The organism is Deltaproteobacteria bacterium (genome assembly GCA_016219225.1).
GTDB lineage: Bacteria > Desulfobacterota > RBG-13-43-22 > RBG-13-43-22 > RBG-13-43-22 > RBG-13-43-22.
Genome location: JACRBX010000094.1, coordinates 1 through 15,677, shown reverse-complemented (window position 1 = coordinate 15,677; position 15,677 = coordinate 1). Strand labels below are relative to the sequence as shown.

The following is a 15,677-nucleotide window of genomic DNA, read 5'->3' as shown; positions in this document are numbered from 1 at the left end:
ATCGTGATAGATCAAGAAATAATCATTCAGGCCATGCTGGACCCGGAGACCTATCCCGAGACCCCTGAAAAAATCACTCACCTCCAGACCCATATCTCCCATATTTTTTTAACCGGCGGTCTGGTCTATAAAATCAAAAAACCGGTTGATTTTGGTTTTTTGGATTTTACCACCCTGGCCAGGAGGCGTTATTTCTGCCAGCAGGAGGTAATGCTCAATCGTCGACTGACCGAAAATGTCTATCTGGGGGTGGTCAAAATATCCTCCCATAATAGAAGGCTGGTTATCAACGGAAAAGGGGCGGCCCTTGAATATGCTGTTTTGATGCGGGAGATGCCCCAGGAACGGATGATGGATCGTTTACTTCGGGCCGGCAGGGTGCAGGAAAAAGACGTCCTGGGTATTGTCCGGAAACTGGTCCCTTTTTATCAGAAGGCCCGGACCGGGAAAGGGGTCAACCCGTTCGGACGGATCGAGATCATCAGAAAAAATACCGAAGAGAATTTTATCCAAACCCAATCCTACATAGGACGATTGATTAACAGCCGGACCTACGACCGGATTGCCTCCGGAACCAGGAATTTTTTAAAGAATGAAAAAAACCTTTTCAAAAAACGCATTCAGGAAGGTCGTATCCGGGACTGTCATGGAGATCTCCATTCGGCCAATATCTGTCTGGAGAAAAAGGTCCAGATTTTCGATTGTATCGAGTTCAACCACCGCTTCCGGTACTCGGATATTGCCTGTGATTTGGCCTTCCTGTCCATGGACCTGGATTTTCATGGATACCCGGAACTGTCAAAAACCTTGATGAAGGAATATGTCCGTCGGTCAGAAGACCATGAACTCCCACGGCTCTTTAATTTTTATAAAGCCTACCGGGCTTATGTGCGGGCCAAGGTCCATTCATTTTCCTCGGATAATGGGGAAATATCTTTCAACGAAAGGAAGGCGCACACCCAATCGGCCAAAAAATATTACCGCTTGGCTTATGAATATATTAAAAAAACGGACTCCACCCAACTGATCGTGGTCTTCGGGCTCATGGGGACGGGCAAAACCTCCCTGGCCCAAAAACTGGCTAAACAGACCGGATGGCCGTCATTCAGTTCGGATGAAATAAGAAAAACCCTGAAGGGAATTCCTCCCACAACCAGGAAACGAGAATCTTTTGGAAAGGGTATTTACTCGGAGAGAATGTCCAGAAGGACCTATTCAATGATGAGGGAACAAGCCCAAAAATGGTTAAAACAAGGCCGTTCGGTTATACTGGATGGATCGTATAAGCGGCAAAACGAACGGCTGGACTTATTGAAAGTCGCTGAAAAAAACAAGGCCCGGATTCAATTCCTTGAATGCCGGGCTCCTTTAAACATCATTCGACAGCGGTTAGACCGGCGCGTCCAGGATCCTAAGACAATATCCGACGGCCGATGGGAACTGTTTAATCAACAGCGTAAGGACTTTGACCCCATTGACGAGCCGGTGAAATCACACCTTCTGCGGATCCAAACCATCTATCCTGTTGAGCAATTGGTTCAAAAGGTCATCAGGGAACGCCAAGCCCATGTCTGAAAGTTTTACCGGAACCCCATTCCGGCCCCTTACCCCCCTGTGGATAATTGTTTTTTTTGTTCTGCTCTCCGCTGCTGTTCTGCTTTTTCAAATACCGGAAAGGATTACAGCCATTGTCTATTTGTGTTTCTTCTTTCTGCTCGCCTCCTTGAATCCGATCAATGGAATTGCCCTTATGATTCTGTCCATTCCTTTTTTCCTGGGAGCCCCTCACAAACCCTATTTCTTTCTCTTTGAAATCATTATTTATGGAACACTTCTTATTGGATTTTTGCATTTATGGAGGCAAAAAAGGGGAATTAAAATCCCTTTTAAAAACCTGTTACTCCTTCTGGCTTTCTCTGGTCTCTTCAGCCTCCCCCTTAACACCAAAGAATATTATTATGAATTTTGGGCCACGCCCTTTAAGGATATCGGGTTCCAATGGCTGACCGGTCATGAAAAATTCACCTTTATCCATCTTAGGGTCTTATCCAATAACCTCAGCGGGATCTTGCTGTTTGTTTTGACTTTTAACCTGTTTTCTCAAAAAGGCCTTAAAGATCTGGAAGGGATATGGAAGGGGCTGGTCGGAATGGCTGTTGTGATCTGCCTGATAGGATTTCTTTTCCTCTTTAATGTACTGCCTTCCCAACAAAAAGCCTACTTATCTTTGTCGCTGGCTGGTATTCATGAGGATGCCATTTCCGTCTTTGCCTTTAATCGCCAATATCTGGCTCAATACCTGATCATTTTGTTTCCAATCCCCTTCTATTTTCTTTATTTAAACAGGAGGAAAATTCCCTTTTTCACAATCTATTTCTCCGCGGTTGGGATTATTTTGATCGCGTTATCGGCCAGTATGCAAAGGAGTGCCTATCTGGTCCTCTTTCTGGAAACCTTTCTTTTGATTTTTTGTTATACAAAGATTGTTTCGACAAATAATAAAACCAACCTGCTTTTATTACTTATTCCCTTTTTCTTTTTGGGCGGTATGGTGCTCATCGACCTCCTTTTCTTGAATAAAAGATTCCTGGTAAGAGTGCTTGCCCTTGGCTTTTCCGACCCGGATCAAAGACGTTACCATCTCTGGAACACGGCCTGGCAAATGTTCACATTTTCCCCCTTGTTGGGAATAGGTCTGGGTAAATATTATTCATTTTTTCCAGAATTTTTTCAAGATCCTCAGATAAGTTGGAAGGTTTTTGGTTTTTTTCGCGGCGAGCCTCATTCCTTTTATCTCCAGACCCTTTCTGAACAGGGCGCCATCGGATTTCTTCTTTTCGTCTCTTTAGTGGCTGCGGTCATTTATAAAATGATCAAAAAAACAGGGGGAGAATCGACTATAGACAACAAACAGCTACTCAAAATGGTTTTGATGATCTCATTGCTGAGTTGGTTTTTCTTGGGTTTTTTCCATAACGTTTCCTATGTGCGTTCATTGGGTATCTTATTTTGGATAATTTTGGGATGGGCGGTCAGCCTGGTTGATCCCCGGGCGGTTTCCGATAAAGGCCATCGAAAGAATAAAGGATTTCTGGTGGGGGGATTATTGGTGTTAACATTGGCCTTGGGGTACCAGATTAAACTGATTTACGATCGGCCCCTAAGTCCTGTTTTTCAAACCGGATTATATGGGAGGGAGGTCTTGCCTGGAGGGGAGAAAATTCGCTGGATGGGGAAAAGGGCCGTCTTCCCTTCTAAAATTCATAACGAAACCGTGGTCCTCTTTTTGTCGGCTCCCCTGCCGGGGATAGCCCGACATCCTCAAAGGGTTCGCATCTGGGCGGGGAAAAATTTCCGGGAGGTCATCCTTAAAAATGACCAATGGGTTCCGATTACTATCCCGATCAAGGAAAAATCAAATGACTGGATACCCCTGAAAATCGAGACAGACTATACCTTTAATCCTCATAAATTAAAAATGAGTCGGGACGATCGTAACCTCGGAATTATGATCAAGGAGATTGGATGAAGGTTAGATAGAGGAAACAGAAGGGGGTGTCTGAAGACCACGGCAGAATTCATTGACCATTACATTTAATATCCTGCTCATGCCGGGAGGAAACACACCCTGGGAAGTGCTCCAGATGATCGCTAAATTGCCCACAGACCCTTTTTCTCCTGCCAACGGAAGGTTCAAGGTTACCGTCCTGTTGGGCTCCTCAGCTGGTTTTTGGGCAGACCAGATAAGTGGTTGGTCCGGGGTCTGGGCTGGTGAGAGAACGGCCTGCTTAATCCCCATCTCTTCAAACAGCTCTCCCACCAGTTCCCACCTTCCGACCAGGGTCTTTTCCTCTTCGAAAACCCGGCAGAGCAGACGGGTCCGGAAGGCCAGATACTTGGACTTTTGAGAATCCTTCCACCTGGTGATCAAGTCCTGGAAGAGCCCGGAGAATTTAAAATACCCCAGGAGTCTGGATCCCATGATAAACCCGGCGCCCAATACCACAACCACGTAGGCGGCCGAAGAATTTCGGGTAAAAAGCAAAAAGCCGGCCAGGACCGCCAGAAAAAAATTTACCCCATAAAGCATCAAGACCGCCCGCCGGTGGGAGAACCCCTTTTCCAATAACCGATGGTGAATATGGTCACGATCGGCCTGCCCGATGGGAACCCCCCGATGCCAACGTCGCAAAACCGCATAAATCACATCCACAATCGGAATTCCGAGGGCAATAATAGGGATAAACAAGGCAAAGGCGATGGCACTTTTTTCAGAGGCCCACAATGAAAGACCACCAAGATAAAACCCTAAAAAAAGGCTACCTGAATCTCCTAAAAATATGGTGGCAGGAGAAAAATTATACCGTAAAAAGCCCAGGCTGGCACCCGCCAAAGCCACGGACAGATAAGGGACCAAGGTATAAATGCTGGAGGAAGTCATGATAAAAAGAATGGCCGAGGCAAAAGTAGCTATTCCCACTGCCAATCCATCTATCCCGTCGGCCAGATTCAGGGCATTGGTTATTCCAACCAGCCATAACACCGTAATGGGACCGCTCAACCAGGAAAGATCTAATTGCATTCCGAAGGGATTGGAAAGAAGTTGGATTTTTAGCCCGAAGATAAAGGTGACGCTGGCCGCCACAATCTCCCCCAACAGTTTGGGCCAGGGAGGTAATCGGTGAATATCATCCCAAATCCCAATTCCAAAAACAATCAGACAACCGAGGGATAGCCCCAGAAGGGGTTTCCATAAATAAGGGATTTCATGGATCGTGGAATCCCCTAAAAAAAAGAAGCAAAGAAAAGGGAATACGGTGGCTATAAAGATTGCAACACCGCCAAGACGGGGAATTTCCTTTTGGTGTACCTTCCTTTTCCCCGGAGAATCAAGGATCTCGAAACGGGTACCCAGTGCCCTGATGTAAGGGGTGATGACCAGGGCGCTGATTAAGGCCACGCCGAAAAAAAATAAATGGGATAGAGTCATAACGGGGGGTTGACCATTTTATTCGATCGGTTCAAGAGGCACTCCATAAAAACCCGGGAGGAAAAGAAACGCAAACCGCTTAAAATATGCCACATAAAATAACGAATATTTTTATGACTGTCTCTACGGGCCTCGTGGACGACCGAAACCGAAGGATCCAAAACCACCTTATAACCGGATAGTCTCAATCGACTGCAAAGGTCAACGTCTTCAAAATAAAGATAAAAACGTTCGTCGAACCCGTTCATTTCGGCAAAAACCGGCCTCGGAAATAACATGAAAATCCCCGCCACCCAATCCGGGGAAAGGAAGTTATTTCCGATCTCATAATCAAATTTGGCCTTTTTCCCCCCGCTGAAATTTCTCCACAAAAGCCGGAAAGGGGTTGGAAGCCGGCGGGCGCTGTCTTCAATTGAATGGTCTTCATTGAATATAAGAGGGGCGATTACTCCAATTTGTCTGTCGGTTAATCGGGCCATAAGAGGTTGAAAAGGATCTTTCGTTAATTTTAAATCAGGATTTAATACCCCGAAAAAATCGGAGGGCTTTAACTTAAAGGCGGCATTATGATTGGCCCCGAATCCTTTGGGACGAGTATTTTGAATAATTTCCAGTTTAAAATCAAAATCCCTTTCAGCAAAAGATATTTTTTCCCTGCAATTTAAAGTGACAATCACCTCCATCTCCTGATGGGGGCAGAATTGCTGAAGGTCCTTTAAAAGCGAATAAACAAAATTCCCTTGGTTATGACTTATTATCGAAACAAGAAGAGACATGATACGAGGGTTATTAAATCTTCAAATGTCTCCTGGAGTAGGTCTAAGGCTGAAGTATTTATCATTATCAAAAAAACGAATGAACCATTTTATCGTTTCGCTTATTCCTTTTTCTAAAGAATTTTCTGTCTGCCAGTTCAGGAGTCTTTTTGCTTTTTTTGAGGACAAAAATTGTTCGTGAATCTCGGCCTTTTGCTTGCCTTTCCCGATAATCTCCGGCGTACGACCACCATTCGGAAAACTGTTGATTATTTTGTGGACCATATCTAAGACGGTAACCGGATTTTCGCTGCTGAAATTAAAGGGGTGTCCCCAGAGTTCTTCGTCATCCAATCCTTTGGCCAAAGCGAGGTAGGCCTGAACCGCATCTTCCACATAAAGATAATCCCTGCGAGGTGTTCCATCGCTTCTAATAATCGGTCGTTCATTATAATAGAGGGAGCGTATGGTTCCTGGAATGATTCGATTAAAATTCAGATCTCCTCCCCCGTAAATATTTCCGCATCGGGCAATGGCAATAGGCATTTTATACGTAGCATAATAAGACTGCGCGATAAGATCTACACAACTTTTTGAGACATCATAAGGATGTCTCCCCTGGAGTGGATAATCCTCATCATAAGGCAATTGATCATGATCCCCATAAGCTTTATCGCTCGAGGCGATGACCAGTTTTTTTACAATTCCGGTTTGTTTAGCGGCCTCCAACAGATTCCAGGTCCCTTTAATATTGGATTCAAAAGTAGAAAGGGGCGATCGATTGGCTATGGTGACAATCGTTTGCGCGCCCAAATGAAAAATAGTCTCTATTTCATATTCGTTAATAATTCTTAACAACAGTTCATAATCGGTAAGGGTCCCCCGAACGACCTCTATCCGATTATGAAAACCTGATAAATAAAGATTGGATTTCGGGATAAGGTCCCTGACCAAGCCGATGACATTGGCGCCCTTTTCGACCAATCTGATGGTCAGCCAAGAGCCCAGCAGTCCGGTACAACCAGTAATTAAAACATTCGATTTATTCATTCCATATTTTCCAAGGGGCTTTGTTATCATTCCACATGGCATTCAATTCTAAAAAATCCCTGTACGTGTCCATACAAAACCAAAACCCATTATGTTCATAAACCGAGAGTTCTTTATCCCGGGCCAGTTGTTCCATGGGTTCCTTTTCCAGAATACAATATTCATCCAAATAGTCAAATATTTTCTTGTTGAATACAAAAAACCCTCCGTTAATAATCCCGTCCAGATTGGGTTTTTCCCGAAACCTTTCAACAATCCCTTCCGGAGTGCGTTCAATGATTCCGAATCGGGATACCGGATGGATGCCACAAATGGTGGCTATTTTTCCTTTTTGAATATGAAACCTGACCAGACCCTCCAAATTAACATCGGCCACGCCATCGCCGTAGGTGACCAAAAAATTTTCAGTATCCACATACTTTTCAATTCTTTTAATCCGGCCTCCGGTCATGGTATCCACACCGGTATCGCAGAGGCTCACCGACCAATCCTCAATTTCCCCATCGAATACCACTTTTTTATTCTGCTTTCCCAACGTAATGGTAAAATCTTGATTCATATAAGCATAGTTTAAAAAATATTGTCTAATCATCTCCCCTTTATACCCAAGACAACAAATAAATGAATTATAGTTAAAATGGGCATAAATTTTCATGATATGCCAAAGGATAGGACGTCCTCCAACGGCGACCAACGGTTTGGGCATAAATTCCGTTTGTTCTCTCAATCGCGTACCCAAACCTCCGCATAATATAACGACTTTGCAAGATTCCATCATTTTTCTCCATAGTGTTTATACTTGAATATATTTCTTTTTAAAGAAGGACGTGTTTCACATTCAGTCCAACAATGGCACTTATTCATTTTAATATCCTCTCTACTATTTTTCGTTAGGTCAGAATTCCATATTTTTTCAAAGGGGGTGGTCTTAATATTGCCGACCGGGAAATCCGAAAAAATACATGAAAAAATATTTCCATAAGGATCCAAAAAAAAAGATTGAGTCCCGGAAAAACATTGGAACAGTCGTTCTGGATTTTTCTGATAATGGACCATTTTGGAATAAAAAAAGATATCCAGATCAAAAAACCGGTTTCTTATTCTTCTCGAACGGGTTAATTCTTTAATAATAGAGTTTATTTGACCCTCCGCCCTTTCCAACTGCTCCGGGGTCCATTCCGTATTCAATTGGACATTATTATAATACATTTCACTTTTACTGGCGAATCTCATGGTAAACGATAGTTTCAGTTCCCTGGACAATTGGAAAACCTTCTTTAATTCGCTGTAGTTGTCAGGCAATATCGTAAAACTTATCCCGATTCTAAGAGCGGAATATTGTTTTTTGCAAGCCATGATGTTTTTCATGACTTTTTCATAACTGTCTTTTATTCCACGAATGGAATCATTGATACTTCCCAGGCCGTCAAGAGAAAAAACCAGGATAGTCTGAGACATATCTTCTGCATCCAGATCCCATTCCTTAATTGACTCCAGGCCGTTGCTATTAATGATTACCCTGGTCCGGGGAAATTTATTCCTCAAATACCGATACAGAACAATGAAGTCCGGACGTAAAAAGGGTTCCCCTCCGGTCAAATTTATTTCATCCAGGCAGGTAAAATAAGGAACCTGATCAAAAAACGCCCTAATCTGGGTAAAATCCAATTCTTCATTCAAAAGGCCAGGCTCTTTCCGATATTTTTGCCAGATTGAGCAGGTTTTACAACGACTATTACAACGATAAGTAACAGCGAAATTAATGCGGGTGATTTTCTTAAAATCAGGTTTTGAAATGATTTGTTTGTAGAGATTATAAGATCGGACTAAGTTATTTTTAAATGAATGCATTAGCGATGGCAAATAGAGAACGCTCTAAAACGGATTAACGAATATTAATGGTTTTTTCAATGATAACTAACGGTCTGATTTTGATTTGAAGGTAAATCCTCCCCAGATATTCTCCGATAATACCCAGGAATAATCCATTCAAACCGATCCCAAATAAGATAAGAACGGTAGTCGTTGCAAATCCACGGGGCCAGTTTCCTGACCCATAAAACCTCCCATAAATAAAAACCAGGGTTAAGAGTAGTGCCCCGATAGTTATCAAAAACCCCAGATAGGTAGCCATTCGAAGAGGGATGACGGAATGGCTGACGATTCCGTCTATGGCCAATTGAAATAAATGGGATAAATTAAACTTACTTTTTCCTGCCTTTCTGGCCTCTCGGCTGTAAGAAATGCCGATCTGTTTAAAGCCTAATGAAGCAATTAATCCCCTTATATAAGGACTGGCATCCCTGATCTTTTTTAGTTCATCGATAATACAACGATCAATTAATCTGAAGTCACCGGCATCATGGGGAAGTTTATCGGCACTGATACGATCGATGAGGCGATAAAATATCTTGCGGGTGGTATTAATAATCCACCCTTCTTTTCTTTCTTTTCGTATCCCATAAACGACCTGGTATCCCTGCTCCCACAAGGTTAAAAATTCGATCAAAAGCTCAGGCGGATCCTGTAAATCACAATCCAATTGAATAGCCGCTTCCCCGGAAGCAAAGGAATATCCGGTGATAATGGAGCGTTGATATCCAAAATTTCTTGAAAATCGTATGATCTTAATCCGCGGATCGATCTCGCTTAATTGTTTTAATATAAAAAAGCTATTATCTTCACTATGATTATCCGTAAAAATAAATTCGAATTCATAGGTATCGATTAACAACTTAGAAATTTTGTCGACTCGATCATATAAGGTTTGTATATTTTCCTCCTCGTTATAAACCGGAACGACAATACTAATTTTTTTCATCCTTGATTCCATTATGAATTAAAACTTTCTCGATCCCCTCGGCAATCGTTGTTCGTTTGTATTCCCCTATTAATCGTTGCCACTTGGTGGTATCTGCGACCAGGTACCACATTTCAGTCGGACGATAAGGTATCCGGCCGAAACCCATCAGATGTTCTTTTTGAAATAGCCCGGCAATGGTAAGAATAAAAGCTTTCAAGGTAACAGGAATCCCGGTCCCTAAATTAACTATTTCATAAGAGGGAAATCCGGAACCTTCGACAAGGGCTATAATCATAGAAGCGGCATCTTCCACATAAAGATAGTCGCGTATCTGTTTACCTCCTGTTAATGGTAAGGGCTGGTTAGATAAACAATATTTTATTACCAATGGAACCAGACGATGTTCTTCTTCCATTGGTCCCCAGAGTCCGAAGGGTCTGATAATGGCCAAGGGAACGGATAGTTGTCGGGACAGGGTCATAGCCAACAAAGTTGCGGAAGCCTTGGTGGCGCCATAAATACCTGTCGGTTCTAATAAGTCACTTTCCTTAACCGGAAATTTTTTATCCCCGTATTCAAAACAGGAACCGATATGGAGAAAACGGGAAATATTAAAATGGCTCGCCGCTTTAATAAGTTCCAATGTACCCGACACATTAACCGATAAAGCTTTTTTAATATCTTGATCGGAATAATTAACGCCATAGGCGGCACAATGAATCACGATCTCCGGGCGATTTCTGTTAAATACATTTTTGATCGATGGATTTTCATTTAATTCCAGTTCAACCTGTTCGACCTCATTGAGGAATGGTTTAAGACGCTGCAAACTGGAATCGGGACGGTGAGCTGCCAAGACCTGATACCCTTTTTTTAATAATTTTTGAACTAAATGGGCACCCAGAAACCCATTCGCCCCTGTCACTAAGACTTTTGCCCCTTTCATTTGGTGTGATAATCCGGAAAAGAATTATCTTTCAAGGAGACAATTGGATCGGAAACAGGCCAAATTATTTTAACCAGTGGATCATCCCAGCGAATACCCCTTTCATATTCCTGAGCATAAAATTCCGTAGAAAAGTAAAATGCCTCCGTTTTATCCGCCAACGTCTGGTAGCCATTGGCAAAACCTTCAGGAACAATTAACATCATCTGATTGGCAGCAGATAGTTCTATTCCAAACCATTGACAAAACGTGGGGGATTCAGGCCTCAGATCAATGACCACATTATAAAGAGCACCCAGGAAACAACGCATCATCTTGACCTCCGCCCTGGGTGAAATCTGATAATGTAACCCTCGAATGGTTCCTTTTTTATGGCTAATCACATGATTTATTTGAGCTATTTTTTTTATAAGGCCGACTTGTTTTAATTCCTCATAGCAATAACTTCTTGAAAAAGAACCGCGGAAATCTTCTATCGGAGCAAATCTTACATAAAAAACACCTTCCAAGGGCGCCTTTATAATTTCCATTTTTTTCTATTTCTCACCTAAAAACTTTTTATTATCCAACCATTCCAATATGCTGGAAATCGACTCCTGGACCGAATTTTGGGTAGTATCTATCATAAGATCCGGGTTGAGGGGTTCTTCATAAGGCGCTGAAAACCCAGTATAGTTTTTTATAAGGCCCATCTTTGCTTGTCTGTAGTGCTCTTTTGGATCACGTCTTTCGCATTCTTCCAGAGAACATTTTACATAAATTTCCCCATAAATTCCCTCATGAAATTTTGTCCTGATAAATTGCCGGTCTTCTCGATAAGGAGAAATAAATGCAGCCAGTACCAAAACACCCGCGTCCGCCATTAATTTGGCTACTTCAACAATTCTTCGAATATTTTCTTTTCTATGTTCAGGACTGAATCCAAGATCCTCATTTAACCCATGTCTGATATTATCACCATCTAGCACATAACAAAAAATTCCCCTCTTAAAGAGTATCTTTTCTAACTGGTAAGCAATTGTGGATTTTCCGGAGGAGGGAATTCCGGTAAACCATAATAGACCACTTTGGTGTTTGTTTCTCTTGATACGATCTTTTTTTGTAATATAGCCATTATTCCAAACAATATTTCTTTCTTTTTTTTCCGAAAGCAGTATATCCCTATTCTCTACTTGAATTAAGCCGGCCATTTATATCCTTTTAATGATCATCAACAGGTTGAATTTATAAGGTGATGAGTGTCTTGGCTAAAAGATCCAAATCCCATCTCCCCCGTGAAATAATATCCTTAAGGACCTCTCTTTTGGAGTAGATCAGGAAAATAGGAGGCAGATCGATTTCTTCAAAAAATGTTTTTTCTTTAGAATCTTTCATATTCTCAAAAAATATTTTTAGGCGGTACTTCCCATTAGGAAATTTTTCAGGAAGATATAAGGGAATAGAATCTTCTATGATGCCAGGCTGTTCTCTGGGAGCATAGGCTTTAAGATTAAATATAGGGGTAATATGCCGTTCAAAGGTTATCTCCGGGTTTGGAATAAATTGAAAGCTTATATTTAATTTGTATTTTTTATTGAAATCAAACCCTTCGTTCATTTTCCAGAAAAGGGTAAGGTTATCCGGGAACCATCCTTTTTCAAACCGGTATCCTTGCAGGGAAATCCCTGTTCCCATGCTCCGTTTTACCGCGATGTATTGCCTTTTCTTTACATCCTCTTCCTGGGCCGAAAAAGATATCCGATCTCTTGCAAAGACAGTATAATTTCCGATCATTTTTTCAATAACATATCCAGGGGGGATCAGTTCCATCAGCTCCCTGTCCTTAAGAACAATCCGGGTGACCTGGTTCTTGGCTAAAAATTGGTTAATCTCAAACAAATTCGATAGCGTCCCCGTATCAAGGGGCAAGGCCGTTTGATCTATTATTTTTTGACGTTGTTTTACTATGTTAAATAAAAAATTGCCCGGCTTTTCCGAGTAGGCGGCCAAGGCGGCATGTTCACTTGAAAGGACCAAATATTCCTGTTCGGGGAGGTTCATCTTTTTGTTAAGCACTCGAAAGGTGAGTTCCGAACATATTTGCTCTTCTGATCTTATTTGACCTTGTTCAAAACAAGTCTTCAAATATTTCCCGACATTCGCCGTATTTTGATAGCGGGAAGAAAAATGGAAGGCTTTAAAACAGTTGATCAACAACAATATCGATACCATCCCGATTAATAGATTCTTACCGTATTTCTTTTCCCAGAGTTGGCTTAAAAAAAAAGCAGCAAAGGGGGCCAATAAGACAACGTTAATCAGAACATATCGCTGGGGGGCGGCCTTGGTTCCCACCCCATAAACCGAAGCGATCATCATGAGCAACAACTGACTGAGAACCAAATACAAATACTTTTTCTGGTCGGGATTAAATGTTTTAAAGGAAAAAAAGAGACTCAGAAGGGTTATTAAAAATAAAGGGGGGGAAATCAGAAACATCAAAAAGGGATATTGAAGATTTTTGATTTGAGCCGCCATCCCGTGTAAACCCAAATGAGTTTGGATGATAGTTTTACTGAATTTTAAAAAATAAACAGGGGCTCCATATTCCATCCAGTTATGTAAAAGCCAAACAAAAATAAACAAAAGCGATAAGGTTACCGCTAAAACCGTTGTTTTCAGGGATAATGGGCGGTTGTCTTTTTTCCGGAAATAATCCAGCAATATCCAAAGGGTAAAAAGGCCTGCAAAGATCCATCCCTCAGGTCGAAACATAGTGGCTATTAGAAAAAATAGGGAAGTGGTCACCAGCCACGAAAACCTTTCCTCTTTTTGCCAAAGAAGAAAAAATAAAAAAGCACCGATCAGGGCGGCACAATAATAGATCATCTCGGTCATGGAAAGGCTAAGCCAAATCTGCCAAGGTAAGAAAGCGACCAAAAGAAGAGTTAGGAAAGCGGTAATGGAATTAAAAAGAATTTTAGCCAGAAAGAACAGGAAAATCAGTCCCAGAATATTGGCTATAATACTTGTACTAACCATGGAAAAAATCAGATTTTCGGTGAGGGTATAAAGGCTCCCTGTAATCCAGAAATGGGTAGGAAACCAGAGCACTGACATGGCCCCGAAAGCGGTTGAAAACAAAAAAGGATCGTATTTCCATTCATAAGTAATCAAGGCACGGAAAAAATCATCCCCGGACGCCCCTGAAAAACCGCTTTTATATATGATCAGTAAAAAAAAGAACTGGGCCCCTAAGATTAGGGTCAAAAAAATACTCTCTTTCTTGGCCATTAAAATCTTCGATTCGGTTTCTTGATCTCTATCTTCAACCGAAATATCTTCAGGTATGGATCTATTTCAACCAATGGGTCAAATCCCTCTTAATTAAATCTTGAAGCATTAAGATATCATCATGGAAATAGTTGATCAGTTCTTGCCGGGTCTCTGGTTTCATTTCCGGCTTAACCAAATTTTTCTCCCTTAACCCTTCTATCCACCTTCTTCTTTTCGTTTCAGGGATCAACCACCTTATGCCCGGCCGTAAAAAATTTTTAAGCGCATTCGGTTCGGTTATAACCTTATGAATCAACATATTTTTGGGAACGCCTGAAATATTATGTTTGGTATTCACATCTGGAACAAACGTAGTATCTACTCCTAAAAAAGCATATATGTCTTTAACGATTTCCCGGGTATGGTTCTTTAGCTCCTCAAAAAGATAAATCTTGACCTCTTTAAAATGTTCGAGATAAGCCCTTACCTGAGGATAAAAGATGCCTGCTCCTTTATAAAAATGGATCATTGCCCAATTATTTTTTTTTCTATTTTCTTCTAATTCCAGGCAACTTTCAAAAGACCTTGATTCTTCAAGATCTCTCAACAAAAAAGTGTAAGCAGAAAAAGCTCGTTGAACGGGATTCCTCAAAACAATGATAATCTTGCAATCCCCGATATGTTTTTTAATTGCTGGAATCGCCAGGTCATAATGATACAAATAAGGCACTGATGCCTCCCCGATCGCTTTCTCATTTTTTACTCCAGAAAATAAATCGAGGTATTCATCCGGAGATGTTTTTAAATCATTTTTTAATACCTTGAATTTGGGGTCTTTTGGATTAAGGGATTGATAATAGGAAGAGACAAAGAATAAAGGCTCTTTGGGAACCGACATAAACACCTCGGGGTGTTGTTTTAAATAATGCCAAAGAGAGGTAGTACCGCTCTTAGAAGCCCCGACGATTAGAAAATTGGGATTTTTATAACTTTCTTTCATAACCTTTATTTTGGATTCTTATGTATATGTATTGGATAGGATAAAATTCGAAAAAATTCGGTCTGTTAGTTAAAACAGGTGGGTTAGTCTCTTTTTTATTAACCAAGGGCTGAGGTTTATCTTATTCTTCTTAATAATTGAATAGGGCTTTGTAACTTAGATAAAAGGATATTCTTCTCAAGATAACAAGCCATGCTGCATCCGCCGCAATTAAATCGCTTGTATGCTTCGATTCTTTTTTTTAGGATTCCGTTGGACCTTATTTTCCCAATCTCATCCTCTAATAAAGAGCCCATTGGTTCCTTATCCAAAGGGGAACAAGGGAAAAGGATTCCATTCGAATCTACATGAACGAAGGCCCTCCCGGCGTAACAACTCAACTTTTCGAAAATGGTTTCAATATTTTGATAAAGAAAAGGGATCAGATCATAATAGCTGAACAAATTGCCTTGAGGGATTTGCTTCAACTCGTTGGTTACCGATAATAATTGATTAAATTCTAAATGGTTAATGTCATAACGCTCGGAATAGGTTTTCTTCTCCCCAAGGGGCCAGACGGGTTGGAAATAATTATTATCCGCCCCCAGGGAAGATCTCAAACGATAGATATTTTTTAAATCCGGGATATTCGTGTTATTGATCACGGTATTGGTTGCGATTTTTGTCTTAAATTTATTCCGGTTCCTAATCTCAACCGCATTTTTTACCGCCTCGATGGTATTTTTAAATTTGCAGCCTTTGCGAAATTTTTCGTGAATAGCGGCCTCTGAACCGTCCAACGAAAATACTAAAGTTTGTAATCCCGCCTTCATCAAATTTGCGAACAGCTTTCCATCATTAATAATTCCGTTGGTAACCAAAGAGGTAATAAGCCCTTT

The 15,677-nt window shown here is 41.3% G+C and carries 13 protein-coding genes; 2 read left to right on the top strand and 11 right to left on the bottom strand.

Translation table 11 applies throughout. The annotated features are described in order from the left end of the window. Positions 1–3 precede the first annotated feature (3 nt). Both HY879_08035 and HY879_08030 read left to right on the top strand, forming a co-directional pair. Positions 4–1,575: an AAA family ATPase gene (locus tag HY879_08035; GenBank protein MBI5603291.1), complete on the top strand. Its 1,572-nt coding sequence runs from the start codon at positions 4–6 to the stop codon at positions 1,573–1,575. Then, entirely contained in the window at positions 1,568–3,529 is a 1,962-nt protein-coding gene (locus HY879_08030; GenBank protein ID MBI5603290.1) for an O-antigen ligase family protein, read from the top strand. The genes HY879_08035 and HY879_08030 overlap by 8 nt, the downstream gene beginning before the upstream one ends. 3 nt (positions 3,530–3,532) lie before the next feature. Here the strand turns inward: HY879_08030 and HY879_08025 are convergent, their stop codons facing one another. The 11 genes from HY879_08025 to HY879_07975 form a co-directional block, all read right to left on the bottom strand. Then, on the bottom strand, positions 3,533–4,990 hold the full coding sequence (locus tag HY879_08025; protein ID MBI5603289.1) for an undecaprenyl/decaprenyl-phosphate alpha-N-acetylglucosaminyl 1-phosphate transferase: 1,458 nt from the start codon (positions 4,988–4,990) through the stop codon (positions 3,533–3,535). Next, entirely contained in the window at positions 4,987–5,766 is a 780-nt protein-coding gene (locus HY879_08020) for a glycosyltransferase (GenBank protein MBI5603288.1), read from the bottom strand. Before HY879_08020 ends, HY879_08025 begins: the two co-directional genes overlap by 4 nt. A gap of 21 nt (positions 5,767–5,787) precedes the next feature. Then, positions 5,788–6,825 (bottom strand): GDP-mannose 4,6-dehydratase, encoded by a 1,038-nt coding sequence (locus tag HY879_08015; protein ID MBI5603287.1) that lies wholly within the window; start codon positions 6,823–6,825, stop codon positions 5,788–5,790. Beyond that, positions 6,788–7,570, bottom strand: coding sequence for a glucose-1-phosphate cytidylyltransferase (gene rfbF, locus HY879_08010; protein MBI5603286.1), 783 nt, complete (start codon positions 7,568–7,570; stop codon positions 6,788–6,790). Before rfbF ends, HY879_08015 begins: the two co-directional genes overlap by 38 nt. Then, the gene (locus HY879_08005) at positions 7,570–8,646 is read right to left on the bottom strand and encodes a radical SAM protein (GenBank protein MBI5603285.1); all 1,077 of its coding nucleotides are present in this window, start codon (positions 8,644–8,646) and stop codon (positions 7,570–7,572) included. The genes rfbF and HY879_08005 overlap by 1 nt, the downstream gene beginning before the upstream one ends. 34 nt (positions 8,647–8,680) lie before the next feature. Next, positions 8,681–9,628, bottom strand: a complete 948-nt coding sequence (locus HY879_08000) for a glycosyltransferase family 2 protein (GenBank protein MBI5603284.1) — start codon at positions 9,626–9,628, stop codon at positions 8,681–8,683. Continuing rightward, entirely contained in the window at positions 9,603–10,544 is a 942-nt protein-coding gene (locus HY879_07995; protein MBI5603283.1) for an NAD(P)-dependent oxidoreductase, read from the bottom strand. Before HY879_07995 ends, HY879_08000 begins: the two co-directional genes overlap by 26 nt. After that, the gene (locus tag HY879_07990) at positions 10,541–11,074 is read right to left on the bottom strand and encodes a dTDP-4-dehydrorhamnose 3,5-epimerase family protein (protein MBI5603282.1); all 534 of its coding nucleotides are present in this window, start codon (positions 11,072–11,074) and stop codon (positions 10,541–10,543) included. Before HY879_07990 ends, HY879_07995 begins: the two co-directional genes overlap by 4 nt. Before the next feature lie 6 nt (positions 11,075–11,080). Then, the gene (gene cysC, locus HY879_07985; GenBank protein MBI5603281.1) at positions 11,081–11,734 is read right to left on the bottom strand and encodes an adenylyl-sulfate kinase; all 654 of its coding nucleotides are present in this window, start codon (positions 11,732–11,734) and stop codon (positions 11,081–11,083) included. 34 nt (positions 11,735–11,768) lie between these two features. Then, the gene (locus HY879_07980) at positions 11,769–13,817 is read right to left on the bottom strand and encodes a glycosyltransferase family 39 protein (protein MBI5603280.1); all 2,049 of its coding nucleotides are present in this window, start codon (positions 13,815–13,817) and stop codon (positions 11,769–11,771) included. 61 nt (positions 13,818–13,878) lie between these two features. Further along, positions 13,879–14,799, bottom strand: coding sequence for a sulfotransferase (locus tag HY879_07975; GenBank protein MBI5603279.1), 921 nt, complete (start codon positions 14,797–14,799; stop codon positions 13,879–13,881). Between the last annotated feature and the right edge of the window lie 878 nt (positions 14,800–15,677).

What these genes read in the sequence shown, in the direction of transcription:
- HY879_07980 (MBI5603280.1), bottom strand. Translation starts at nt 13,817, where the DNA reads ATGGCCAAGAAAGAGAGTATTTTTTTGACCCTAATCTTAGGGGCCCAG.
- HY879_07975 (MBI5603279.1), bottom strand. Translation starts at nt 14,799, where the DNA reads ATGAAAGAAAGTTATAAAAATCCCAATTTTCTAATCGTCGGGGCTTCT.
- HY879_07990 (MBI5603282.1), bottom strand. Translation starts at nt 11,074, where the DNA reads ATGGAAATTATAAAGGCGCCCTTGGAAGGTGTTTTTTATGTAAGATTT.
- cysC (MBI5603281.1), bottom strand. Translation starts at nt 11,734, where the DNA reads ATGGCCGGCTTAATTCAAGTAGAGAATAGGGATATACTGCTTTCGGAA.
- HY879_08000 (MBI5603284.1), bottom strand. Translation starts at nt 9,628, where the DNA reads ATGGAATCAAGGATGAAAAAAATTAGTATTGTCGTTCCGGTTTATAAC.
- HY879_08005 (MBI5603285.1), bottom strand. Translation starts at nt 8,646, where the DNA reads ATGCATTCATTTAAAAATAACTTAGTCCGATCTTATAATCTCTACAAA.
- rfbF (MBI5603286.1), bottom strand. Translation starts at nt 7,570, where the DNA reads ATGGAATCTTGCAAAGTCGTTATATTATGCGGAGGTTTGGGTACGCGA.
- HY879_08015 (MBI5603287.1), bottom strand. Translation starts at nt 6,825, where the DNA reads ATGATAACAAAGCCCCTTGGAAAATATGGAATGAATAAATCGAATGTT.
- HY879_08025 (MBI5603289.1), bottom strand. Translation starts at nt 4,990, where the DNA reads ATGACTCTATCCCATTTATTTTTTTTCGGCGTGGCCTTAATCAGCGCC.
- HY879_08020 (MBI5603288.1), bottom strand. Translation starts at nt 5,766, where the DNA reads ATGTCTCTTCTTGTTTCGATAATAAGTCATAACCAAGGGAATTTTGTT.
- HY879_07995 (MBI5603283.1), bottom strand. Translation starts at nt 10,544, where the DNA reads ATGAAAGGGGCAAAAGTCTTAGTGACAGGGGCGAATGGGTTTCTGGGT.
- HY879_08030 (MBI5603290.1), top strand. Translation starts at nt 1,568, where the DNA reads ATGTCTGAAAGTTTTACCGGAACCCCATTCCGGCCCCTTACCCCCCTG.